The 25,903-nt window shown below is 33.9% G+C and carries 20 protein-coding genes and 1 pseudogene; 3 read left to right on the top strand and 18 right to left on the bottom strand.

The window, feature by feature from the left end:
* Positions 1–6 precede the first annotated feature (6 nt).
* The 7 genes and pseudogenes from NMY3_RS03830 to pstS form a co-directional block, all read right to left on the bottom strand.
* Positions 7–900: pseudogene (locus NMY3_RS03830) on the bottom strand (IS5-like element ISThar1 family transposase).
* Positions 901–1,383: 483 nt separating this feature from the next.
* Positions 1,384–1,614, bottom strand: a complete 231-nt coding sequence (locus NMY3_RS03825) for a hypothetical protein (RefSeq protein ID WP_196817614.1) — start codon at positions 1,612–1,614, stop codon at positions 1,384–1,386.
* A gap of 1,323 nt (positions 1,615–2,937) precedes the next feature.
* Positions 2,938–3,588 (bottom strand): phosphate signaling complex PhoU family protein, encoded by a 651-nt coding sequence (locus NMY3_RS03820; protein WP_196817613.1) that lies wholly within the window; start codon positions 3,586–3,588, stop codon positions 2,938–2,940.
* 36 nt (positions 3,589–3,624) lie between these two features.
* A complete protein-coding gene (gene pstB / locus NMY3_RS03815) occupies positions 3,625–4,386 on the bottom strand; it encodes a phosphate ABC transporter ATP-binding protein PstB (protein WP_425319422.1) in 762 nt (253 codons plus the stop codon).
* A 246-nt stretch (positions 4,387–4,632) separates the two neighbouring features.
* Entirely contained in the window at positions 4,633–5,544 is a 912-nt protein-coding gene (pstA, locus tag NMY3_RS03810; RefSeq protein ID WP_196817612.1) for a phosphate ABC transporter permease PstA, read from the bottom strand.
* A gap of 1 nt (position 5,545) precedes the next feature.
* Positions 5,546–6,547: a phosphate ABC transporter permease subunit PstC gene (pstC, locus tag NMY3_RS03805; protein WP_196817611.1), complete on the bottom strand. Its 1,002-nt coding sequence runs from the start codon at positions 6,545–6,547 to the stop codon at positions 5,546–5,548.
* 90 nt (positions 6,548–6,637) lie between these two features.
* Complete coding sequence (gene pstS / locus NMY3_RS03800; RefSeq protein WP_196817610.1) at positions 6,638–7,732, bottom strand: phosphate ABC transporter substrate-binding protein PstS; 1,095 nt, start codon at positions 7,730–7,732, stop codon at positions 6,638–6,640.
* 626 nt (positions 7,733–8,358) lie between these two features.
* Here pstS and NMY3_RS03795 point away from each other — a divergent pair.
* Positions 8,359–8,826, top strand: a complete 468-nt coding sequence (locus tag NMY3_RS03795) for a reverse transcriptase-like protein (protein ID WP_196817609.1) — start codon at positions 8,359–8,361, stop codon at positions 8,824–8,826.
* Between the two features lie 142 nt (positions 8,827–8,968).
* On the opposite strand, the gene NMY3_RS03790 is transcribed toward NMY3_RS03795, so the two are convergent.
* The 11 genes from NMY3_RS03790 to NMY3_RS03740 all read right to left on the bottom strand — a co-directional run bounded on the left by NMY3_RS03790 (position 8,969) and on the right by NMY3_RS03740 (position 22,693).
* Positions 8,969–9,394, bottom strand: coding sequence for a hypothetical protein (locus NMY3_RS03790; protein WP_196817608.1), 426 nt, complete (start codon positions 9,392–9,394; stop codon positions 8,969–8,971).
* 1,224 nt (positions 9,395–10,618) lie between these two features.
* Complete coding sequence (locus NMY3_RS03785) at positions 10,619–11,437, bottom strand: undecaprenyl-diphosphate phosphatase (RefSeq protein WP_196817607.1); 819 nt, start codon at positions 11,435–11,437, stop codon at positions 10,619–10,621.
* Positions 11,438–13,646: 2,209 nt separating this feature from the next.
* Positions 13,647–14,480, bottom strand: coding sequence for an SDR family oxidoreductase (locus NMY3_RS03780; RefSeq protein WP_196817606.1), 834 nt, complete (start codon positions 14,478–14,480; stop codon positions 13,647–13,649).
* 944 nt (positions 14,481–15,424) lie between these two features.
* The gene (locus tag NMY3_RS03775) at positions 15,425–16,030 is read right to left on the bottom strand and encodes a hypothetical protein (RefSeq protein WP_196817605.1); all 606 of its coding nucleotides are present in this window, start codon (positions 16,028–16,030) and stop codon (positions 15,425–15,427) included.
* Positions 16,031–16,176: 146 nt separating this feature from the next.
* A complete protein-coding gene (locus NMY3_RS03770) occupies positions 16,177–16,617 on the bottom strand; it encodes an MgtC/SapB family protein (RefSeq protein WP_196817604.1) in 441 nt (146 codons plus the stop codon).
* Between the two features lie 562 nt (positions 16,618–17,179).
* The gene (locus tag NMY3_RS03765) at positions 17,180–17,821 is read right to left on the bottom strand and encodes an endonuclease V (RefSeq protein WP_196817603.1); all 642 of its coding nucleotides are present in this window, start codon (positions 17,819–17,821) and stop codon (positions 17,180–17,182) included.
* Complete coding sequence (locus NMY3_RS03760; RefSeq protein WP_196817602.1) at positions 17,818–18,027, bottom strand: hypothetical protein; 210 nt, start codon at positions 18,025–18,027, stop codon at positions 17,818–17,820. Before NMY3_RS03760 ends, NMY3_RS03765 begins: the two co-directional genes overlap by 4 nt.
* Positions 18,028–18,055: 28 nt before the next feature.
* On the bottom strand, positions 18,056–18,412 hold the full coding sequence (locus NMY3_RS03755; RefSeq protein WP_196817601.1) for a hypothetical protein: 357 nt from the start codon (positions 18,410–18,412) through the stop codon (positions 18,056–18,058).
* A gap of 589 nt (positions 18,413–19,001) precedes the next feature.
* Positions 19,002–19,679, bottom strand: a complete 678-nt coding sequence (locus tag NMY3_RS03750) for an alpha/beta hydrolase (RefSeq protein ID WP_196817600.1) — start codon at positions 19,677–19,679, stop codon at positions 19,002–19,004.
* Positions 19,679–20,770 carry a ring-cleaving dioxygenase gene (locus NMY3_RS03745; RefSeq protein WP_196817599.1) on the bottom strand — a complete coding sequence of 364 codons (1,092 nt, stop codon included), beginning with the start codon at positions 20,768–20,770 and terminating at the stop codon, positions 19,679–19,681. The genes NMY3_RS03750 and NMY3_RS03745 overlap by 1 nt, the downstream gene beginning before the upstream one ends.
* A gap of 339 nt (positions 20,771–21,109) precedes the next feature.
* Positions 21,110–22,693 (bottom strand): FAD-dependent oxidoreductase, encoded by a 1,584-nt coding sequence (locus NMY3_RS03740; protein WP_231100435.1) that lies wholly within the window; start codon positions 22,691–22,693, stop codon positions 21,110–21,112.
* 1,047 nt (positions 22,694–23,740) lie between these two features.
* On the opposite strand from NMY3_RS03740, the gene NMY3_RS03735 reads away from it, so the two are divergent.
* Together NMY3_RS03735 and NMY3_RS03730 are read left to right on the top strand one after the other, a co-directional pair.
* Positions 23,741–24,265: a SixA phosphatase family protein gene (locus NMY3_RS03735; protein ID WP_196817597.1), complete on the top strand. Its 525-nt coding sequence runs from the start codon at positions 23,741–23,743 to the stop codon at positions 24,263–24,265.
* Positions 24,266–24,507: 242 nt separating this feature from the next.
* Positions 24,508–25,407 carry a CHAD domain-containing protein gene (locus NMY3_RS03730; RefSeq protein ID WP_196817596.1) on the top strand — a complete coding sequence of 300 codons (900 nt, stop codon included), beginning with the start codon at positions 24,508–24,510 and terminating at the stop codon, positions 25,405–25,407.
* Positions 25,408–25,903 lie beyond the last annotated feature (496 nt).

Raw genomic sequence — 25,903 nt, 5'->3', positions numbered from 1 at the left:
ATCATGTTATATTCTTCTAAAAATGTTATACAATGATACTTTTATCATGATCCCCTTTACCATGTTTTGAAACCTGTTTGCTGATGTGTATTCACCAAACATTCTCTTTATAGCTGAGAACACAGTTTCAGATATCCATCTCTGTCCGTATTTTCTTTTTGTCTTCCATTTCAACAGATCCTTTGCTTGTAACTTTACTTCGTTGTTCCTTAACCTATTGTTTTTAGGAGAAACAATAGAGTTCCTTCTTACCTTTATACCTGGATTGATCTTTTTGTCCTCAAGATACACAAAGTTTGGATTTGAATCATAGGCTCCATCAGCTAGTACCGATTTTATCTTTACAGTGTTTGGTTCTCTCGAATCCAAAACATGATTGACTAGTTTCTTTAGCATTTTCCCATCATGTACCTTCTCATCTGTCACTTCCAAAGCAATGATTTTCCTGGTCTTTATGTCTACAGCAACGTGGATCTTGAGATATCCTTTTCTATTTTGTGTATTCCATTTCTCATCCATCTACTGACCTCTGTTAGTAATCTTGATACCTGTACTGTCTATTGATATTATTAGGTCATCATCGTCATCCATCTTGTCTCTTTTAATATCGATGTTTAGCTTGTTGATTCGTTTACAGATGTGACCATAACTTGGTGGATTAGCAGGTAACCTTTTTCCTGTGGCCTTAATTATACCTTGGGTTTGTCTGTATGGTAGGTGAAATAAATAGCGAATGTAACCAATGGCCAAGATGAAAGAATCTGGAAATACAAATGGTTTACCCTTTTTGTTTATATTCATATTCTCTATCTCTGAACCCCAACCATCAAGGAAATCATACGAGAAGAGGATCTCACCGCGTTGAACTAATGAGCGATTGTAAGAGGGCCAGTCTATCACAAATAATCAATCTGTTCATTCCAGCTAAATATGTTGAGTTAGGCGACAAAGCAATTCATATGCTATGAACATGACAGAGAGAATGACAAGTATTTAAGAGAGAAAATAAACCCTAGAAAATAAGCAAAAGGCATCAGTAAACTTGTGACCACGTCATCATCCAGATTGATCTCATGCCTCATGTTTTTGATAGATTTTGATAAGAAATCTATGAAAGTAGTTTGCGACTTACCTTTCATTGCCATAACCCTTATTACAACACTATTTATGACATAAATGTAGCCTATTACTATTCTCTAGGTTGTTAGTATTTACTAAAATAGGTAATTAAACATATCATATCCTTTTTATAATAGTAATAAAATACACCCCTATCTTCGTATTTATGAATATAAAATAAATTTATCTATTAGTAACATGAAGGCGGAGATACACGTATTCTGTTTCAATATCGTTCTCGCCAAAATACAAAATAATAGTCTTTTATATTATTCTCTGTTTACTAAGTCTATTGCACATGACTTCTGGTGCATTATTATACACTTTATTTTCTATTTGTATTAACATTTCAGATAAATTTTTATCCGTATTGTCGCTTAAAACAGAATTAACTATTGTATCTTTGGCAGCAGGATAATTAACGCATTTTAATATAGTTGATAATTCTATTGCCGATGGATATTCTTTAACATTCACTTCATTTACCTGTCCCATAGTACTATTTTGTTCGCTTGTCGTTGCAGTTGTCTTATTGTCATTATCTATATCTTGCTAAAATGATATATAATTAATTAAGTGATCTTACTATCATTGTATAACCATCATTTTGTTCATTTATTACTTACACTCGCCAAATAGATATGCTAAGAAATTAATCCTGAAGGATATGTTTTTTGTAGTTTGTATTTGTGCTTTCTTTTTTGTTTATTACTTAGATATGAGGCCAAAATGAAATATCTTCGTCTGTCAGATCTAACATATCCTACTATAGTCTATGTAGTTTTGTTGTAATGGTGCTTCTAACACAGAGACCATTGAAGGCATCAGTGCTGTTGTGAGAGGCGTAATAATAGGAATAGAAGCAACAATAGGAATAAAAAATAATGATTTTAATCGAGATGACATTAATTCGAATCTTTTTGACTTTGAGTCTATCTCGTGTAAATGTATCCATTTAGATAATAACCTACCATGAATTTCATTTAGTATTAACTCCATGAGTAATATATCAAAAATATTTAAAGATATTACTGATTTTATGCAAATGAAGAATCAGTTAAACTCTAAAAAATAATGCAAACATGAAAATACGTATTTTAATTTTTCATTCTTCACTATAGGGTTCCAAATGGATACAGATCTTTGAGCGCAATGGAATTCATAAAGGAAATGGGAGAGAGGTGACTTTCTTCAATTTATTCAAAATCTACAACATAACAGGAAATTCATTACAGGCCAGGTGGGTTTAGCAATAGATATAATACGAATCTGAAATCGATAGATGAGCTAGTCGTTTCCATAATCATCCATATTCCCATGAAATTATGAACAAAATAAACTGATTATTATGTATGTCAAATACATACAGGATCGCTGGATGTTAATTGATTAAAGATATCCTTAAAGAGATACGATTAACGAACGTAACAAAATGGCTAAACGTAAACCAGAATTCCCCTTTTTTGTTCCCAGGAATCCTACATACTGGTTTCTTTTGGGAGCTTCCATTGTGGCATGTTCATTTGAAGTAAATGAAAGAATTTGGCGGTTTCAGTAACAATCCTGAATGTGGATATGAGACAGTAACTAATATAAAAAAACACGGCTTCCACCGGGTTGTCTAGTTTGTGGAGATGAATTTGATTGGGAGGAATAACACAAAAAGCAAAGGTATGTTGTATATGCAAAGCTATTTATCCTAAATAATTCAAAACCTATGAGACTTTTAACAATAATTAAATTGACTATGAGAAATTCCGTCTGAATTTATGAGTATAATGCAATACGATGTGATTCGTACAATTTTTTGTGAAGGAATTATCTTCTTGGACTAGCCATACCAGTTTCGATATAATTAACTGAATCTGCAATATAGCATGCATGATCAGAAATGCGTTCCAAATACTTTAGAATTAAAGCGGTGGAGATATTGCATCTGTTATCTGAATAATTGTTTGCGATGACAATTTGAGATGATTCACGCGTACTTTTTCTATATAACACATCAACCATTTCCTCCATTTCATAAATTTTGGCTAAAATAGAATTATCCCGCAATCGTAATGCAGATATCCCAAGATCCATCATCTCTAATACAAGTTTTGACATGCGCATTACTGAAGACTTATCGCACAATTCTAATGGTCCTAGAATTTCTAATACTGTAATAATATCAAAAGCATATCTACCGAATCTTGAAAAAACATAAGATAGCTCCATACAAGATTTTATGTATCTCAAGTCTGTTGCCACAGGCTGGAATCGAGCAATCAATTCGATACATAATTCCGATACTTCATCCTGAAGAAAACGCAGTTTTGCAGACGACTCAAATATTTGATTTTTTGTGGAGGTATCATCATCCTTATAGGATGTAATAGCTTTGGACACTGTATTTTCAGCTAAACCAGCCATATCAAAAATAATGCTGCTAACCTTAGTCAGCCCTAAATCAAGTAATCGTACCAATTTGACTAAAGCGTTTAAAATTTATAGGTAGGCGGCTTATCCGAATTTGCCGGAAATATATCTTTCAGTTAATTCTTTCTTTGGATACTTAAATATTTGATCGGTTGGACCGAATTCGATTAACTCTCCTAAATACATAAATGCGGTGTAGTCAGAAACTCTGGCTGCTTGTTGCATATTATGAGTTACAATTATCACAGTCAAATTCTTCTTGAGATCATTCATCAACTCTTCAATTTTTGAAGATGCAATAGGATCTAAAGCAGAAGTTGGTTCATCCATCAAGAGAATTTCAGGTTGCATCGCAAGGGCTCTGGCAATACAAAGTCTTTGTTGTTGGCCACCAGACAAACTTATTCCTGGTTTATCAAGATCATTTTTTACTTCTTCCCATAATGCAGCTCCCTTCAAGCTATCGTGAACTATATCCTTTATCAAATTTTTATCCTTAATGCCATTGAGTTTCAAGCCAGCAGCTACATTATCATATATACTCATAGTAGGAAATGGATTTGGTTTTTGAAAGACCATCCCCATTCGTCGCTTTATAAGGACAGGATCTGATTGTTTATCATAAATATTTAAATCATCTAAAATAATTTTGCCGTCAGCAGTAGCATTTGGAGTTAAATCATGCATCCTATTAATACATCTTAATAGGGTTGTTTTGCCACATCCCGATGGACCGATTAATGCGGTGACACAGTTTTCCTTAACATCTAGATTAATACCCTTTAAAGCTAGTTTACCACTAAACCAGGCTTTCAAAGATTGGATTGATAGTTTAGGATTCTCTATTTTGAGTTCTGAATCAAGATTGCGCTCAGTCTCTGCTTTAAAAGAAGGTAAAATTCCATTTTTAGTAGGAGTATCAGTTTCGGCCTTGATTTTAGTGTACTCTGAAATGGCATCAATTTCATCTTTAATAGAAGACCTTAAGGAGTTGTCCAAGTTACCCACGAGATATCTTTATTAATCAAAAAATCATAATATTTGTTTTCTATATGAAATATATAGTATTATATAGATAAGTTAGATAAATTATTACGTAGTCGATTTATACGTACTCCTTTTTTGTGCAAACATCCTCAGGGCAACGCTTAACGCCAATATAAGCAATATAAGCACCAAGGCAGCACCCCATCCCTGTTCATGAGCCGCGGGATAAGGCTGCGAGGCCAATCGCCAGATTCTTAAAGGTAATGCATCAACAGGGGAATTAAAGCCACTGAAAAATAGACTTGTTCCTAAAATAGTCATTATCAATGGTGCGGTTTCGCCAGCGACTCTTGATACGGCAAGTACGATGCCTGTTAATATACCGCTTTTAGATCCCTTTATCACAATATGCCATACCACTTTCCACTTTGGAAGGCCTAGACCATATGCTGCTTCCCTTAAAGAGTTTGGTACTAGTTTCAATGTTTCTTCAGAGACCCTTGCAACAATAGGAATCATTATTATAGATAAAACAAAGGCCCCTGCCAGGATTGAAAATGAGCCAAGCGTTAGTACAAGTGAGATATATCCCGTAATTCCTATAACGATAGAAGGAATACCAGTCAATACATCATTAAAGAGTCTAAGGAAATATGCAAAATGTTTGCTAGAACTGGAATATTCGGACAGGTATACGCCTGCCAGAACCCCAACAGGGGCTCCAATTAAAGAGGCAAGTCCTACAGCTATCAAAGTTCCTTGGATGGCTGGACCAATACCCCCGTCGCCTGAACCGAATGCACCCGGAGGACTGAATAGAAACTCAAAGCTTAGAGCGCCAACACCATTCTTAAACACTTCAAACAAAATGGAGGCTAAAGGTATGATCGCTATTACTACAAAAACAAACAACAAAACGGTCATAAAATTATTAAAGATCTTTCTTTTTCTGGAATTTTTCGCAACACGTTCCTGAATTAATGATTTGTAATCTTTAGTTTTGTTTTCTTTGATCATACTATTCCCTCAAGTTAGAATAGGATTTGGAAACCTTTGAAATTATATAGATTGCAGCAACATTTATGAAAATAGTAATTACAAAAAGTACCAACCCCAAACCAATTAATGCTGAAAGATGAAGATCGTTTGATGCTTCATTAAATTCATTGGCAATAATACTAGAAAGAGTTTGACTTTGGGAAAACAAAGATGTCGGAATAGCAGCCAAACCAATTGCATTTCCTATAACCAATGTCACCAGCATGGTTTCTCCAATAGCTCTTCCCAATCCCAAAAATGTTGCTCCCATCAAACCAGTTCTTGAAGAGGGTAGAATAGCAGTTTTGACCATTTCCCATCGTGTTGCACCAAGTGCGTATGCGGCTTCTTTCTGTGAATGAGGAATAGCCTTAATAACTTCCCTCGATACGGCTGTAATGATAGGAATAATCATTATCGCAAGAATTATTCCTGCTGTAAAAACATCCAAACCAAAAGGAGCCTGGGCAAAAAAAGGAAAACCTCCAAATGTGTTATGAAGAGGCTCTTCTACGTAGTCTCTAATCCAAAATCTGAAAACAAATAATCCCCACAGACCATAAATAATACTGGGGACAGCTGCTAAAAGCTCAACTATAAATGATAAAACGGTTCCAATTTTATTTTTCATCATTTCTGTAATAAATATGGCTATTCCTACGCTGATAGGAACCGCAATAGCCATTGCAATTGTTGAGCTAACAAGCGTTCCTATTATGTAAGGCAGGGCTCCAAAGGACTCTCGTCCCTCAACAGCATTCCAATCGGTTCCTGTTATAAAGTTAAAGCCTTCTTCTTGAAAAATAGGTATAGAACCTTCAGCTAAAGCAAAAAATACAAGGGCAACCATAAAAAGAGTATAAACAGATGCCCCAATTACTAATCCTTTGAAAAATTTATCTCCAAAAAACGATTTTTGAGATTGTAAATCTAGTTTCTTTACAAGCTCGGCATGAGTATTTTTAGAGTCTTTAGGAGGCAAAGTATATCAATAAAGTAAAACTATTCAATAATATATTTTACATATAGAATCAATATAGAAGATATATTCTATATAGAAAAAAAATAAAAATTAGTTGGTAATTAGTGGGTTTCCCTTAAAAGTCAGTGATTTCAATGTTGCTTCATTGACATCAACTACAGACTGAGGTAATGGAACATATCCCAATGGTTCTGCGAACTGTTGTCCATCAGTTATGGCCCACTCTATGAATTCAGCTATTGCTTTTGCTTTTTGCTCATCTATTGATGGATTGGTGCTCAAGTCTTTATAGAGCAAAAGGTAGGAGAAACTAGAGATTGGGTAGGAATCAGGTCCTGATGGATCTGTTATTGTCACGTTAGACCAAGATGCTGAGCCGCTGGGCAAAGTAGATGCTTCTGCGCTTACTGCTGCCCTGGTTGAATTAACTGATGGTGTGATAAAATTACCTTCTTTATTTTGAACTGATGCATAATTCATCTGCGTTGTTAAGGCATATGCTAATTCGACATACCCAATGGTATAAGGTGTTCCTTGAATTGATGCGGCCACGCCTTCATTTCCTGGTGCGCCTATGCCAACTGGCCATTGTACTGATTTGCCCTTACCAATAGTTTGATTCCAGTCAGGACTTACTTTTGATAAATAATCAGTAAATACAAATGTTGTACCAGAACCATCAGAACGATGAACTGTAACTATATTTTCAGAAGGCAAAGTTACATCTGGATTTAGTTCTTTTATCTTTGGATCATCCCATTTAGTGATTTTTCCTAAAAATATGTCTGCAATAACGGGCCCTGTAAGTTTAAGAGGTGTAGTAACTTCTGGAATATTATATGCAAGAACAACAGAGCCTAGGGTTTCTGGAATGTGTACTGCACTCCCTGCTTTTTGGAATTCGGTTTCCGAAAGAGGAGCGTCAGAAGCACCAAAGTCAACTGTTTTTTCAGTGAACTGTTTAATTCCTCCACCACTGCCTATAGAAGCATAATTAAGATTAACATCGGGGTTTACTTTTTGATACTCTACTCTCCATGTATCTATTAAAGGATAAGGAAAGGTTGCTCCAGCTCCATTAATAGAACCTTTTTGTGCATGTACTGAATTCACATAAATTGGAACTAATAGCGATACGGCTAAAAGTGATATACCTAATATCCTATATTTGATTAGATTACTCATCAAGTTTGTATAATTATATAATTATTAATCAATTGTCTATATATTATTCATATACTATATAGAATAGATTAATTTAGGATAAAAAATACCAAAGATATTTCATAATAAGATATCCCTCTTTTGATATAATAAAACCATATACCATTAATACATCCATAAATAATTTCTATGCAAGACAAGCTTTTCTAATCTTATTACAGAGAACCCTAGTAAATCATGTCTTAAAAACAAGACGGACCATCCAGTAACAGTTGAAAATATTAAAAAACTAATTCTATATAGAAAACTATAACAAGTCTTAATTTGGTCTGCATTAATAATCAATTTACCTTTTTCCTTCTGCAATCACACTTAGTGGCCATTCCTCCCATGTCATCGAATGGTCACTATTTCTACCTGATTTTCGCATGCCATAAATCGTTCTGTTCGTCATACATTGTTCATCAACATCGATAACAGAGTATGATAATAAACATTGATTCTCACAAGCGTTATCTCTATTATAGAACCGTTTAGGATCATCATCGATCAACAAGCACCTCGAAGATCACTCGATAAAGTTTATACGCTTTATGGTAACTATATAGATAATGGTTATATCATGACATAGATTATAGAAAATCAGATTGCGCAAGATACATATCGCAATTGATGTAGACGGATCACCATCGGGATACATTTCCTGGCATAACCATTTTCAAAACAAGAGCAAAATAAGAACGCTAAAACCTTACAAGAAGAATGAAAGATATGGCGTCCAGAGAATGGAAATGCTAGCAATATATTTTGCAATTTCAGATAATCTCAAAATATTTAAGACCAAACTAAAAAAAAGAGGAAAAAGAAAAATAATAGTTATTAGAAGCGACTCAAAATCTACAATAGAGCAACTAAATAAAAGGTCAAAAGTGAAGGATGAGATTATCAAGCGAGTCTACAATTCAATAATAAGAATTATAGAAAAAATATCCTGTACTCTAGTATTCGATTATTTGAGGAGAACGAACAACAGGGCCGGAAAAATTCTAGAAATTATAAGAAAAGAAAATAGATATGGATACCATTTCCCTCATGTAAAAAATACTACCGATTAGGAACGTAATTCTTCCGGTTTTTTTTTTGTAAAACCGGTCAAGTTAATGAGTCCATAGAGTGACATACATTGTATGTTATCAATGATAATAACATAGAGCATTCATATTTTGTATTTGTAATTTAATAGTGACAAATGAGATATTATGAAAAAGTAGTATCAAGTTTTAAGAGGACATCTTCCAAATAGTCATCAGTTCTAAAATAGATATAGAGGAAGCGATCGTATAGTTGATTTATTGGGATATATGCCAAAAAAACATCCTCACATAAATTAATTAGTTTGAATTCTGTATCATCATCAATCAAATTGGACTGGAGAGATACTATACTTTTTATGCTATTTGATGACAAGGTTTTATCTTTAAAAAGTGGGTTACCATAATGGCGGGAACTATTAAAAGAAGGACAAGTAATTTTCCTTTTTGAGAAATTGGGATTATAACGTATATTTCTTGATTTCCCTACTAGCAATTTGCCATTAGAGTCAATAACGCCAGCAAATTCGATAGAAGTATCAACATGAAGCGCAGTAGTGCATAATCTATGGAGAAATTGTCTTTCTTCCATATCCGATCTTAATCTATAATATATTAATTATTTATCTAAATGTTCACTATAGTATATGGATCGATGTTTTAATGATAAAAACATTCTTCTGCAGTCTAAATTCTAGAATCATGATAGAGTGAGAGCGTTATTGTAATATGTGAAACCAGCGAAAATCATGAATATATGAATCGATATCCAGCACTAAAGGTCTTACTTGCAAGTAGTAAAGACAATATCAATATTATAAACTTATGATCCAAACATATTGAGAATAATTTATAGAAAGAATCAATAATTGATCATGTATCTTGTTGATCTTGATCTATAAATTGGAGATTTCATCTTTGATCTGATCTAAAACGGTTCGAGTCCATGATCCTTTTTTATTTCTAAAATTTAAACCATATTGAAAACATAAATTAAATTGAAAAGGAAACAGGATAGTCTGACGACCCGTTTGCGAGATGAGGTCCTATCCTATTTCCACAAAATCATCGTGTAGTTTGAGTAAGATGAGTATACCAGGAATAAGATATATCCATATCCTATATTATCTAAATGAAATATTAACATTGAAAACTCATTTTCTTATCAGGTAAGATGTTAAGCCCAAATTAGGTACGCTATTGCACCCATATACATACACGACCTTTCGGTCTTGTCTTTTTAACTCCTTATGATGGATTAGTAAGAAAATTGCATCCATTTTATTACATAAGATTGCCAGATACTGCTTCTTGTTATTGTTACCATATCACTATGTATGAATGTGGTATTTTGGTATGAAAAAACGTCAATGGAAATAATGAAAAATTCCTTGAATAAGAAGGATTAATCAAATATAAGAAACATCATCTGATAGAAATCATAGATTAGAAATAGGATAGTAAATAGAGTGATGACAGGTCAAGATAACTAACATTCTATATTCGATCCCAATACTGGAGGAGGCTTGAGCCGTTAAACCAGAGATCTTCTATTCTGCAAATCTGTTTTTATTTTTATACTATAGTATCTAAATGAAATCAGTTCAAAGGCCTTCCCATCTATAAATCATAATTTGTCTTGATCAAATCAAAGACAGAGGTAACTGCACGGTTTTTTCCTTCTAGAGTTTACGTGGTCCGACAATTATTGTTGATAAAAAATTCAATACTAGTCTTTACAAAGGATGATCCATTAGTAAAGGTCATTTTGTTACCTAAAAATATTATAATATTCTTGAATATCATCAGGTGAATTTCAAACCATGATGAATGAATATATTAGTAATATTGCTGCTAGTCCTAAACAATAATATGCGAAATAGTAAAGTTTTCCTCTGTTTATAATATTTATTAACAGTTTGATTGTTAAATACCCAACTATTGCGGATGATAAAAATCCAACTATATAAGAAGAAAAAGGGATTTCCCCTATCGCAGATAGCTGTGTAGAATCCATCAGAACAAAATCAAATACAGAGCCACCTAGAATGGCCGGGATGGATAACAGGAATGAGAACCTGACCAATTGAGTGTGATCAATTTGTCTTATCATTCCTAAAGAAATTGTAATCCCGCTTCTAGAAATGCTTGAGAATACAGAGAATCCCTGGGCTATTCCAATTAATATAGCATCAATATTATTGATATCTCTAGAACCTTTCTTGAAATATTTGGTGATATAAATGAATATACCGCTTATCAGAAATCCTAGAGACAACAGGAAGAAATCATAAAATGAAAATTCGAAGAAGGACTTTAATGCAAATGCGATAATTGCAGTCGGGATTGTTCCAATTATGATAAGCATTAATAGTTTTCTATATTCTTTGACAGCTTGCAATGACATGGAACGAGAATAGAAAACAGACCTGAAAATCATTAGCAAATCAGTTCGATAAAACCCCATGAGGCCTGCTAGAGTTCCTATATGAAGAATCAAATCAAAGAAAATAGGTACATGAATATTAAGTAATAATTGGGTTAGTGCTAGATGTCCTGAGCTAGATATTGGCAACCACTCCGTTATTCCTTGCACGATTCCCAAAATTAAAGATTGAACGATATCCACCGTCATTTTTTATCTACTGGGTGATAGTGATTACTCATTTGCTATAAAATGTTTACATTATCCACTATGCGTTATCCCAAAAAAAATAATGCTTTAGCAACGACTTGTACTCGGGTGAAATGATTCTAATTATCAGGGCTACCGGTACTCTGGGAAGTGGAGTTAGGTCTTGATTTAAAGTAGTACATAGATGACGTATTCAATCGGTATGCGTAAAAATTACTCGTAGTAAAGAAATAGATGGGCTGAAAATCATCAAATATTATTTAAGGTCATGATTGTACTGACTACAATTACATCCAAGTTTCATGCATGGGCGTTTATTGTTATCCTGGCTTTCATAATATAGATGATATTCTTTTGTATGAAAACAATTCATACATGGTTTATATAGTTCTGTGCCGCTTCTACTGGCCATGGTCTTTATCAATATAGATAACCAGAATGTCGATAGATATCAATCTAATATAATAGTTATGACGATTTCAATGGAAAGTTCTTCTTAACAATTCGACTAATCGACTAGGAGATTTTCAAGATTCGAGGTTCGGATCGGTTGAGGATTTTATATACGGTTCATAGTCACATACGTAATAGTTAAAATTGATTTTATTTATTATCTTATTATGACCAAAATTTTTCTAAGTAACAGTATTATCAATAGGTCGGGTCAGAGGTTTATGAAATGTATGTTATTTGAATAAACAATGACAATTAGAGGCGAATATACTTACAAGCAATAGATATGAATATTTTTGATAAGTTATATTATTGGTTTGTTCTCCTTTTTCTCATAATTGTAACACAAGATAGGAAATTGGAAATGTATAATGGATTTGATTAAAACTCATTTTGAGTTCAGATCAAAACATAATAGATACTTTGGACAGCCCAGGGTTAGATCAAGGGTCTTCCAGTACCAACCTCCTATCCAAAGTGTAATAATGCTGTTGAGGTAGAGAAAACTATCTATGTAGGTAAATGCATACAGACTATTTTCATTATACTAAATAATCTAAATGAAATATAAGATCTTCAGAGTTTACCAATACCATAATACAGTTTATTAAACCCTAAGGTAATTGTTATCTTTGTGCGTTGTTTTAATTGTGAAGTAGAGTTTGTTCCTCAATTTTTAAGTTGCGAACCAACTTACAATGTTAATACACGATTATGGCACAAGTTATACTATCAATATTGCCCAACATGTCATACACACATTGTAGGAATATATGAATTTAGTAACAGTGAAACTAGGTTTGCTGATGTATCGATGTTAGAACAGAGACTGAAAATATGTGGATGTAGTCAAACACGCAATAAGAATCAATAATTGAATTCGGATCTTTGAAAGTCTACATCACTAAATGATGAAAAAGGATAGGGTTACTAGAAAGCAACAGTGTGCCACATGACCCGATCCTAATTCTATGAAGCATGTCTCGTAGAGTATAAGAGATAATGTATCAATATGATTTAGCCTTATCCTATATAATCTAGATGAAACATAGACAATTATTCATAAATCAAGAAAAAGTTACACAAACTAGCTTCCCCTTGTTTATATTCATTAAACCCAGCGAATCATGTTATTTGCTAATATCGAAACTATATCTACAATAATTTGAGTGGATTTTCAAATTAATAGTTTTATATAAAAAATAAAATCTATTCTGTATACTGATTACAAACGCATCCAAATTTGAGACAAGGATGTGTATTATTATCTTGTTTTTGATAATACAAATGATCTTTCTTTACATGGTAGCAATTTATACATGGTTTGAATAGGTAAAAATCTATCGTTTCATCATGGTCAATTACTGAATTGCCAATAGAGAGCCATTACATTTAATGATTATGTTTATTTATCTTTGGATAAGGTTATGCTGTGCTCACCGCATTATAGTCAATCCAATCCCAAGATGTAGATGATGATGTTCAAATCACCAAAGGTTAAGTAATCGATATTCGGTCAAAAAAAATTAAGGCAGATTCATACATTCAATTTAATATTGACTTGAAGTAGTGTCATTGGTTTTGCGCATGAAAATGAATTATCAAATAGTAACAGTTATCAGTCGTGGAGATCAAGTTGATATTGGTATTATAAAAGAGATTCTAACTGATTATGTGACTATAACAGGTATAGATCTTTCGATCAGATAAAACATGGTGATCAAGAATCAATGTACATAAAAAAGATAGAGATGGTCTAAATCTGTTTTATCATATCATGAAACTCTTCGTCTGACATTTTCTTCTTAGCTTCTACCCATTGTTCGACATCCTTACCGGCTAAATATCTCAGATTTGGTTTATCAGATGTCATTGCGTCCAGTGTTATTTGTGCTACTAATTGTGGTGAAGATGCATTTTCTAGTAATTTGTTAAATCCTGTTTGCATGTTTTTCATTAGAGGAGCGTAAGACGAATTGGGATCAATAGATTTCTTTGCCATGATGGAAGCATTAGAAAAGTTTGTCTTTATCATACCGGGTTCGATTAAAATGACTCGAATGCCAAATGGTTCCACTTCATATGACAACGATTCGCTCAAACCTTCTACTGCAAATTTAGTACTAACATAGGCAGAACCCATGGGAAAACCAAATCTGCCGGCACCAGAGCTCATATTGACAATAGTACCTGATTTTTGTTTACGCATGATAGGAAGAATAGCTTGAGTTGTTCTTATTAATCCATAAAAATTTGTTTCAAATTGTGTTTTTATTTCATCAATTGAAAGATCCTCGAATGCTCCTGTTAGTCCATAACCCGCATTATTTATCAACATGTCAATTCTACCTACATCATCATAAATTTTTTGAACTGCAGTTTTTACTGAATTCTCGTCGGTAACATCCAGTTGGATAAACTCTAATGGCAAGTTTTCTTCATCTTTAATAGACTTTAGCTTGGAATTTTTTTGCAAATCTCGCATGGTAGCATATGTAAGAAATCCATTCCTTGCAAGTATTAGTGCTATTTCATGGCCTATTCCACTTGAGCTTCCAGTAACTACAGCCACCTTTTGATTTGAAGTCATATAGACAAAAAGTGATCTCGCACATAAAAATTGATACAAATTAATGAATGAGGCAGTGGTAAAAAAATAACAAAATAGATCGTGATAGCGAAAGAGAAACTGTTCATTTCACATTATTTAAGGAAAAAGGAAACAATGGTTAGTCGCATGAAATAATACCACCAAGTTTCATATTTCTATTCCAATGTTGACTAGGCGGGTTATTTATCTATTACCAGCGATATGGCATTGTTGGATAATAATATAATTTCAAATATTGAATGTTGTAAGCTTTCTTAGCGTTATCTAATTGGTATTGAACTTTGAAGCGGAGAATTCAGATAAGTAGTGTAAGGACAAGTAAATAATCACTATGGCATATGCGAATTAATTAGATCCTATAGATTAGGCTTATCTATTTGAGAATACATTAATCAGATTACACAGGACTTTTCAGCCACAAAACATGCTAGCTAAGAATAGGATAGGAAAGAACTCGTGTGTAACTTCTCTTAGACTTCTCTTATCCTATTCATCATTACATCTATGAAATTCAATTACCTTCAAATCCGTAAGAGATACCCAAGAATAGAGATCGAGTCTTTGATCCGACATATAAAATCCAGAAACAGGTCTTTTATAGATAATTTAGAATAGGAATAATAAGTTGATATCCCGACAATATTTGTCTAGGTTTTTGACTTAGACTTCACTATGCCAACCGGGAGGTTGTACATACATCCCTCAACCCCTCGTTAGAAAATTCAAGATTAGAACATTACATAAATAATCAAGACAATGCAATAAACTTCTATCAATTAGTATTAATATGAATAGTTTTCAAGCAGTATTCATCGCGAAGTAAGAAAGGAATAACAATCCCATAAACTGTGAATAACATTGACAGTAGTAGAATTTACCTTATTGATACTTTTCAAGATACTACTAAAGGTACATAATTTAACCTAAATAATGACCCGAGATAGCCAACGAGGATACCCAAAGGACCACTCTTTTTTCAAATCTACTTCAATGTGTGGTGCAAGACAGGTTTCAATAAGTTTATCAAAAAAGGAATGATTCTGGTCTGTAAATGAGTCAAAGCCAATTGTCCACCATAATTTTCTATTTACTTTCAATTCGGTAATTTCCATAGCAAGATCAGAGTACAACACTCGAGAAGGAATTGGGATCAAGTCATTATCACGAATATTAAATTTCTTTTGCCATCGTTTCTTGTCTACCCGTATCCAGGGATTTTTATCATCCTTAAAAACCAATTGTTCAATGTCGTTACACGTTGTCTTATCATTCCACTCCCATCTTTCCCACCATTCAATATTGCCACTAATATTCAGTTTAGATATGCAATAAGGTTGTACATCACGACGACGTTTGATTTCCAACCTAGAGTTTCTTATTTTAATGCCAATATTGTCACAACCTAGCACTAATAAATAGTGGTCAGTTCTGTTTTCAGAAATATCCAATCTTGCCTCTTCCAAAATTTCAGGTATGTGAATAGGTATCCTACCTTCAAAAAACCACCGAATTTCTGCGGACTTTAACATTTAATTTATTTGAATGTTTAAGATAAATCAATCTATTTCCGGAAAAGATGATTCCAAATGATTAGATTCATAATAACATAGTATCAGTCATGATCATTGGTATCCTGTCAACATTATATGCGTACCTCTATTTAGACAGGTTAAGTTTAATTTCTAATTTTAGGAATATGAGGAACGCCTACGGCAAAAGCTATTGAAACTATCGCTACAAAGTAAAAGTTAAATCCTATTGCCATTCCGATTGCACCAGAAAACCATATGCTTGCTGCAGTAGTCAAGTTTAATACTTTAGTATGTTTAGAATCAGCTGTATCCTTTTTATCAAAAATTTCATCTTTTAGTATTATCCCTGCTCCAAGAAATCCAATTCCGGTTACGATTTGGGCAGCGATCCTTGATGTAGAATTCGGATCAACGATCGCAGAAAGATAAGTAAATATCATTGAACCACCAATAACGAAACAATGTGTTCCAATTCCAGAGGGTTTCCCCTTCAATTCTCTGTCGGCACCGATTAATACACCTGCAAGTAGTGACAAGCCGATATTTATCAGAAAATCAAATTCCTGTATACCGGTTATGCTCATCGTTAAATCTTCCCCGTATTTAGAATCCCAAAGTTATTTAAAAACGTGTAGAACAGAAGTGATTTATTTATCGATCAAAACTGTTTCTTTGCTTTTTGATTTTAAAGTGAATTTAAGTTGATTATAATTAGTGGAAAACATTTCTAGGACAACCCCAATTGCATCCATCCAGATCCGTTAGTTAGCAAGGTTCATCCTGGAAAGTTCAAAAGCCTAGGTCGAGTTCATATTATTAACGGTAAAAAATTAAGGTAGGGTAATTGACTAAGTAATATATGAAGAATATGTTCCGATAATTCTTTTGACATTGACTTTGGTATAACATTTAAAACATTGATTCTTAACAAGATTAATTAAAAGACGATCAACGGATCGGATACAGTGGATTTAGTAATAGATTTCTTACGAGTCTGATACTTTCCAAAAGTTGTTAAATTAATTTTTTTATAATTTCATTGTTCATTATTATGGGATAGGTAAAATCGATCTTTGAAAAAATTTGCTATTTAATAATTAGATAACGTTTTAATAGATTTACCTAATTTAATTGGAAGAGTAAGGATTATTTGTCATCTAGTTCTTTTGATAGTTTGTCAGCAACTCTAAGAGGTTCGGGAATATATTGATTTATTTTTGTTATTGATTTAACTAGTTCTATCGATGTCAGTAGACCGATCTTATGTCCGACACTGACATATGCCACTTTTTTTGAGTTTTCATTGGACTTTAATGCATATCCAAGAATTTCACCCTTGTGAGTTACAAAGTTATCTGATTGAACACCACCGCATAACAAACTTTTTGCTACACCAATGGTAGGTATGTTTGTATCTATGCCAACATAACATGCTAATCCACATCTTCTAGGATGAAGGACCCCATGACCATCCACTAGCAAAAGTTGAAATGGTCTTGTGATCAATCTCAATGTTTGAAGAATAGGAGCAGATTCCCTTAGAATAAATAAACCTGGAATATATGGATTTTTTATCCCAGTTTTGCTGCTGACTGTCTCTATTATATCAAAATTTTCTTTATTGATTATTACTGCTGAACAGTATGCAATTTTTTTTCTATAGGATACATCCACTCCACAAATAAATTCAACGTTACTATCAAAATCGTCTCTTGTTATGACTTTTTTTGCCAATTCCTTTTGTAATTTTATTACCTTCGCGTAGGGAGTTCTGTTATTGTTGTTCAATTCTGATGTATTTTCATCATATATGGTAACTCTGATGTAGCATTTCTTTCAGAAGGATTCATAGGTACTCTACTACTAGTTGTTAACTTCCTTGAATATGATTCATGATAGAATACAATTTCGCTCCATGTGGTGTTTAGAGTGACAAAAATGACTCCTCTTTTTGGATCTTCATTAATTAAGTATTCATTCTCTTCACTATGCATACAGGCTGGTATTTTTCATTTATGATGTTTACATTTTCCTAATTTTATCAATCAAATCAAGTGCATCGCATTCAACTTCTGTTGTTATATATAACAAATGATCGTTGTCCAACGGCATTGTAATTCTTTTTATCTTCTCGTATTCGGCCAATACGTACTTTCCATTACCTATTTTTGGTGCCAATTTACTTCTAGTCTTCCATGCGTTAATCGCCAACTGAAGAGACTCCTGACTTTCTTCCCTTGATAACAAATTGGTAGCTCCGGGTTGATGTTCTGAAAACACTATACTTTCAGTACGAGTATCAAATATCGTTACAAATCGTATCGATGAATCTCGGTCCAAGATACTTCTTCCCATATTTCCGTATTTTCCGAACCCCATACCATTGATAACAAGGTACGTTGTTATAAATATTCAATTGACATGTAACAAATGGATACCAATTGTATTATTTTGTGGAGTTTAGATAGTTGTGAACCAAGGTTACATCATGGTTGAATATATCTTTCTTTTGAAATTTAAACATCTGAAACAGTAAAATTATATCAAAACATAGTATAATTGGTCGTTATTAGTGCCAGAGATGGGACTCGAATCTATGTCTATGAGAAATGGGTTCAACATTCAATTTAATAAGTATCTAGATATCAAAATAGTTTGCTCATTTCACAAGATAATTATTATTGATTACCAGAAATAAAACGCACGCAGAATGCATCTATCTTAGCTAATATTTGTATTTTTGACATATTGATGATTGTAATAATCATGTGAAGTCAAAAAAGGAAATGGGATAAATAATAGATTTTTTTCTAATTTTATTTCAAAATATTATTTTCTTAACCTGTTTAATACTAAAAAGCAGTATATTGCAATGGGTCAGGTGGGTGGGTTTAGTAATAGATTTATTGAATCCAAATCTATGATGACTACCGAAATTGAGTAGAAACAGGATAAAGGCCCATCACATCTAACGAATGCTTTCAGACAACCATTCTTTTGCGTCTAATATGTCTGACTCTGTAAGATTATGTCCCGATTGCTGCCATTTCAAAGTCACATTTGTTCTACTTTTTTTTAGAATATTATAGAGACTTTGTGTTTGACTTTCTGATACTATTGGATCATACACTCCTGCAGATAATAGCACCTTTTTATCAGATAGATCGAGTGGAGAATTTGGTATGAATGGGACCATTGCCCTAAATAGGATCGCACCCATTAGGGTTCCCGGATATGAAAGAAGAAGACTTGCTGCTATATTTGCACCATTAGAAAATCCTACTGCAATTGTCTTGTTTAGATCAAAACCGTAAATGCTTGATGTATCCTTAACAAAATCAGCCAATTCGTGGGTCCTAAACTTCAAGTCCTCCAAATCAAATACACCTTCGGCGAGTCGCTTAAAAAATCGAGGCATTCCATTTTCCAACACCTTTCCCCGAGGACTTAATAATGATGCAGAAGGCGATATCATTTGACCAACTTGTATCAAATCATCCTCATTTCCACCTGTGCCATGAAGCAGTAATAAAGTCAATGTTTTTGATTTATTGTCTTTGGGCCTATATGCTTGATCAGAATTGTCTGCTACTTGTTGTTGTGACTGGGAAGGAATAAAACGGTATTTAAAATCAGGTTGCTTCATTATCTTTCACTTAGTTTACTAGTTTGATCAGAAGGAGAAGGAGAAGGAGAAGAAAATTTATCAAGCGATGGTGTACTAATTTTGGGAAGCACTTTCTCAAGATATTTGCGGTCGGGTTCTAACCATTCAGGTAGTAAGAGCTTTTGTCCCAGCTCCTCCTCTTTTTGGTCTATCATAAATCCAGGTGGATCAGTTGCTATTTCAAATAGAATACCGCCAGGTTCTCTGAAATATAGTGAATGAAAATATGTTCTATCAATTACAGGGGTAGCATCCAAACCCGTATTAATTATTATTTTTCGCATATCCAACTGGCTTTCATCAGTTGGAGTTCGCCATGCAATGTGATGGACAGTACCCACTCCCATAGAACCTCGTTGAGTATATGGCAGACATACAAGATCCACAGTAGATGGAGAATTCAAAAGATCGAGTTCTCTTTTTTGTTTGTTACTGTAGAAACCATCTATTATTTTTTCTTTATCTTTAATTTCAAATCGGAATCTATTTCCTTCACTCTTAGTTTTTGAGAAACCCATGTTTTCAATTAAGAGATCCGCTGTTCGTTCATATCCTTCCAAGGAAAGGGTTGCTGAATAAAATCCTCTAGTAGCATATTCCTCGGGAATAGGGCCTTTTCTCCAAACATGATCTTTTTTTGTCTCAGCGTCCTTATGTGCAACTAGTTCTATTTCCATACCATCTGGATCATAAAACGTAATAACTTGTTCATCAACATCATCGAACCTCTTGGTCGGACCAGTATAACTTACTCCTTGACTTTTTAGTCTGTTAATCCAATATTCTATTGAACTTTCGGGTATCAAAAAGGCTGTGGTAATTACTTGGCCTGTTCCTCTAAAACCTTTTGGCATGTTCTGCCAAGGGAAAAATGTCAGTATTGTACCTGGTCTCCCAATATCATCTCCATAATAGAAATGATATGTTTGTGGATCATCAAAGTTAACGGTTAATTTGACTAGTCGTAATCCTAAAAAACCAGTGTAAAAGTCAATATTTTTTTGGGGGTTACCGGCTATAGCTGTGATATGGTGTATTCCAAGAATACCTTGATGACTATCCCTTGTCATGATAGTATTTTCCAATTATAGTATAAATATCAGCTATCCTAGATAAAATCAGAATTAATAATCTTTTTACCTAATGTCTAATTTGGTACTGTATTTTTGAAATGATTTATGCTTATTTAATCCATGCAAAATATTTCCAAATTATCTTAGCAACAGACTTGAAGATCAGATACCTGATAGCATCTTCTTATTGGTAATGTTTCAAAAGTAGGTTGTTTTTCAACCAAATCCGATAAACATAATGATATGATATTCGACCTAATTTTTGTGAAATGTTGCATATTTAGGAATAATAAAATAATTCTCCATCATGGTGCCTTAATTAACCTATTTTCATATTCATTCCTGAAGTACTTTATGAATAAATGAGATCGCAACTGATCCTTCTCCCACAGCGGATGCAACTCGCTTGATACTGCCAGCACGCACGTCACCCACAGCAAAAATTCCAGGCAAACTGGTTTCAAATGAGTATGGTTGACGTGCAACTGGCCAACCTATATTACTCAGATATTCTGGTGACAGATCAGCACCAGTTTTGATAAAGCCTTTAGAGTCAAGAGCGATACAGCCATCAAGCCATGAGGTGTTTGGAGCAGCGCCTGCCATGACAAACACATTACTAATTTTATGCTCCTCTATCTCCTTAGTTATACTGTTTTGCCACTGTACAGATTCGAGGTGAATGTCTCCTTCGAGTGTTATGATCTCCGTGTGCGTATGTAGTATAATCTTGGGAGTATCTTCGATCCGGCGGATAAGATAGCGTGACATGCTTTCTGCCAAGCCGGCAGATCTAATGAGCATGTGTACACACTTTGCCGACTCTGCCAAGAAGACAGCTGCCTGACCAGCCGAGTTTCCTCCTCCAACAACAATTACTTCATCCCCTTTACATAACTGTGATTCCAAAAACGTTGCTCCGTAGTAAACGCCCATACCTTCAAAACGTTGCAGATTTTTTAATCTCAGCCTCCTATACTCAGCCCCCGTTGCAATTATGACTGTACGTGTAGGTATTTTAGATCCATCCTCATTTTCAACTATGTAGGGTTTGCCGCCACAGGAGAGTCGTAACCCTTTGGTGATAAGGATCTCTGCACCAAACTTTTGCGCTTGAGTGTAGGCTCTACTCGCAAGATCCTGGCCCGATATACCAGTTGGAAATCCCAAGTAATTTTCGATTCTTGAACTTGAACCTGCTTGTCCACCCGGCGAGCTAGTTTCCATCACTAAGACATCGAGTCCTTCAGAAGCCCCGTATACTGCCGCAGCTAACCCAGAGGGACCGGCACCGATAATAACTAGATCTCTCAGTGCGGTTTGGTTAATTAATTCATTAAAGCCCAAGCAATTAGCGATTTGTTGGTTATTGGGATTTCGTAGCACAAATTTACCTTGACATATCAGAACAGGTATGTCGTTGGCTAAAATATGGAAATTATCCAATAGATGTTGTACTTCTGAATCGTTTTCAAGGTCTATGTAGTTGTAGGGGTGTCCGTTGCGCATGAGAAACTCTTTGATCTGAAACGTGCGGGCCGAATTGGATGAACCAATGAGCACAACGTCTCCGACTCCAGCTGCCACTAATTCCACACGACGCAGAATGAAAGCCCGCATCAGGATATCACCTATCTCAGCGTCGCTTTGAAGCAAAGCCATCATATTTTGACGATCCATTTCAATTACGTTACCTGGTTTTGTTGCACGTGCACGAAAGAGAGCCCGACGTCCAGAAAGCATGTTGATCTCTCCTGTAAACTGACCTGGGCCATGTACGGTAATAAGGGTCTCAATGTCACCGGAAGGACGAAGAATCTCAATTTCGCCTGATACCACTACAAAGAAAGGAACGTTACTATCCCCCTGCTCAACTAAGACTTCGAGTTTTACTGAACGTAAGTGACCTCGCTCTTGCATTCTACTAAGCTGTTCATCGGTCAATTTAGGAAATATTCGCTCTATATGAGCTCTAGTTAACGGAAGACCTCTTGGATTATTACTCATAAAGCCACTCCCATCCTCCTTATTGTTTGGCGGTCTAATGCGTAAGTCAATAATCTAAGGATAACTATAAAAGAAAATGACCGACGGACATTTTTGGATGACGATATAACACAACATAGGGAGATTATTTTCAATTTTATTATCATCTATAGACAAATAATAATCATTATTTATCACTATCGATGAAAATTATTAATTGGCCATAATTTTTATTGAATTTTTAAATAATATTAAAATGCATTATAAATTATTATGTAATGTAGTCACTTCTTTTGAAATTTCGATCTTTTTACAGTATAACAGTTAACATACACTCTCATAAATAATCAGTTCATTATGATTCCTTCACAGTAACATAACATGATCTTCATCGCGAAATCCTTTGCGCAAATCATGCGTTTCCAGGTACAAAGACTCCATGTAGTTGTACAAGAGTATGTATAAGGAAAATTCATCTATTCTAAAAGTTTGAGATATGTGATCTACTGTCAAAATATACAACTACCTTATATTTGAATTGGACATGATTATACACACAAGAATACTTGATTTCGCATGAAAAGTAAAGACTACATTCACGTCATAAGTGTAATAGTAATGTGGGATGTTAATACCAACGTTCCGATAACCTTGACGACGGTTTACGACATTATGATACACAAAAGCATGAGAAAGTTGCACCAAGTGGGCTTCTAATTGATGCCTTTATCTTTGATAGAAATAACTGGTTTATTTTGGTCCTGCAATTTACAAATATTCAAAACTTGGTGTCGGTGGTTGTGTCATGTAATTTAGAATCGTGGTATGGGTAATTTAATGTGAATACTTTTTCTTGAAATATTTTTTGATTATCGCAATTCTACTACATACTAATTCCTATTTTAATGAAATCTCTTGTTGTAAATAGCGTTTCTATAATTAATCAGGATACTTTTTTAGTATGTTATCGATAATGCTTTCATGCGTGTCAATGGGGCTGAGAATATTCACAAAGTCTTATTAATACTCAGACATGCAAAATCCAGTTGGAAGGATAAAAAGGTGGATGATCACGACAGGCCACTTAACAAGAGAGGCAGAAGAGAGGCAATCAAAATGGGAGAGCACCTAAAAAAAATGAACATATTACCGGATACCATCATAACCTCTTCAGCGCTTAGAGCCATTGAAACTACCAAATACCTGTGTAGATATTCTGGGTATAATAATCTCGTTGAAGTCAACTTTTCATTGCACCGAGGTGGTGTTGAAGCTTACATAAATGCACTAGATACTGTATCAAATGACAAACAAAAATTACTGATCATTGGACACAATCCCGATTTAGAAGAATTAGCAAGTATTCTGATCAACAGAAAAATAAGGATACCAACCTGCACTATCGTTCAACTAAAATTAAGTATTGAAAATTGGAGATCTATCGATCTGCATTGTAATTTTAGATCTGAACTTGTAGATATTTGGAGACCAAAAAAAATTGAATAATGATTTAGGATATAAGATTCTTTCCAAGCCGAAATGGAAAACAAAATATAGAAATTATGTAAATATTTAGTCTCGTTTATAGATCGCTTTTGAGAGTAAATGGATGATGATTACTTCATTCATCCCATCCTATTGATAATTAGCATATTTACTGTAGTCTACCCATCAACTTTCAAAGGAGATTCAAGTCTCTTAGTTATGTATATAATACTTAAATTAGTATAATAGTAGCGTAGTATTGTATGTTGGAATATTACTATATCCATTTTGATGTCAATACATATATTGATAACTGTACTCAAAACATTAAAAGAGTTTATACAAAATTGGAAAAGTATTTGGAAAATCCAACGGAAGATAACATTCACCATATGCGAACATCACTTCGAAGACTCGAAGCAACCTACCAGTCAAGTCCTAAACAAATCCGGAAAAAAAAGAAATTCAAAGAGTTTGCTAGTGTAGGTAAAAGACTTTTCAGAATTAATAGTAATATACGAGATATTGACATAATTCTTGAAAAGTTGACTAGGGAAGGTAAGATGCATGAACAACAATTAGAGCATTATGAGAACCCTCTAGTCCAAGAAAAAGAAAATCAACTTGAAGAAGCTAGAACAATTGCTTTAGATTTAAGAAGAATAGTTGTCCCCAGTTTGTACGACAAAAATAAGACTGATAAGAATTTTGAAGGAAATTCAATGAAAAGGTTAGCAAAAATCTCCAGAAAATTAAAGAATAAAATAGAAACGAGGATCCCAATCGTAATTGGCGATGATAGTAAAATCACGGAGTTACACGAACTAAGAAAAGATTCAAAGAAATTGCGCTATTTAATCGAACTTGTAATAAATAAAGAGGAGAATGATACCAGCAAAAGGAATATAAACGATGACATGGATGTATTAATTGACAATAATTATCAAAAGATCCTCGAACATCTTGAAAAAATTCAAGGAATGCTTGGCGATATCCACGACTATGATATTGCCTTGAATTATTTGAGGCAACATAAAGCATCTAACAATCCACTAATTACAAGTACAATAACAAATATCATCAAAGTACGAAAGGCAAAATTTGATGACTTCGTTAATTATGGTAAATCTACTAGAACTTTAGTTGTGAATGGTGGCTTATAATAGTCTAACATAAAATAATTAGCAACAACATGAACCTAGTAAGAAGAAGTGGGAGGAAATGAATACTTTACCCTTCCTATGTTATTATGTAAAACGCTCATGACATTTGTCTATAATTAATTTAAACTCAAGTGTGGGTGGTGTCATATTGGAGAAGACATAATCGACAAGAATCAAACATGATCCTTTACAAAGGAGTCACTTGTCTTTCGCCATATAATATATCAAAATATTCTATCGAAATTATTAACATTTGGATCGATCTGTAGGAATAAGGCAGATTTTATATTATCTTGTTTTATTTTTGGGAAATAAATAATATCATACAAATATATCTTCGTATACCGATTATTAGGTACTATCAAAAACCATGATTAAGGCAGATCAAATCCATTCGATAAACTGGATACAATCGCATTTCGGGTGATCACATAAAAGGCAATTATTTTGCTCTCCCATGTTATATCGATGATTAAATCTTTGATGAAAACAACCC

Source organism: Candidatus Nitrosocosmicus oleophilus (genome assembly GCF_000802205.1).
Classification (GTDB): Archaea; Thermoproteota; Nitrososphaeria; order Nitrososphaerales; family Nitrososphaeraceae; genus Nitrosocosmicus; species Nitrosocosmicus oleophilus.
This window is presented reverse-complemented; position numbering and strand designations above follow the sequence as displayed.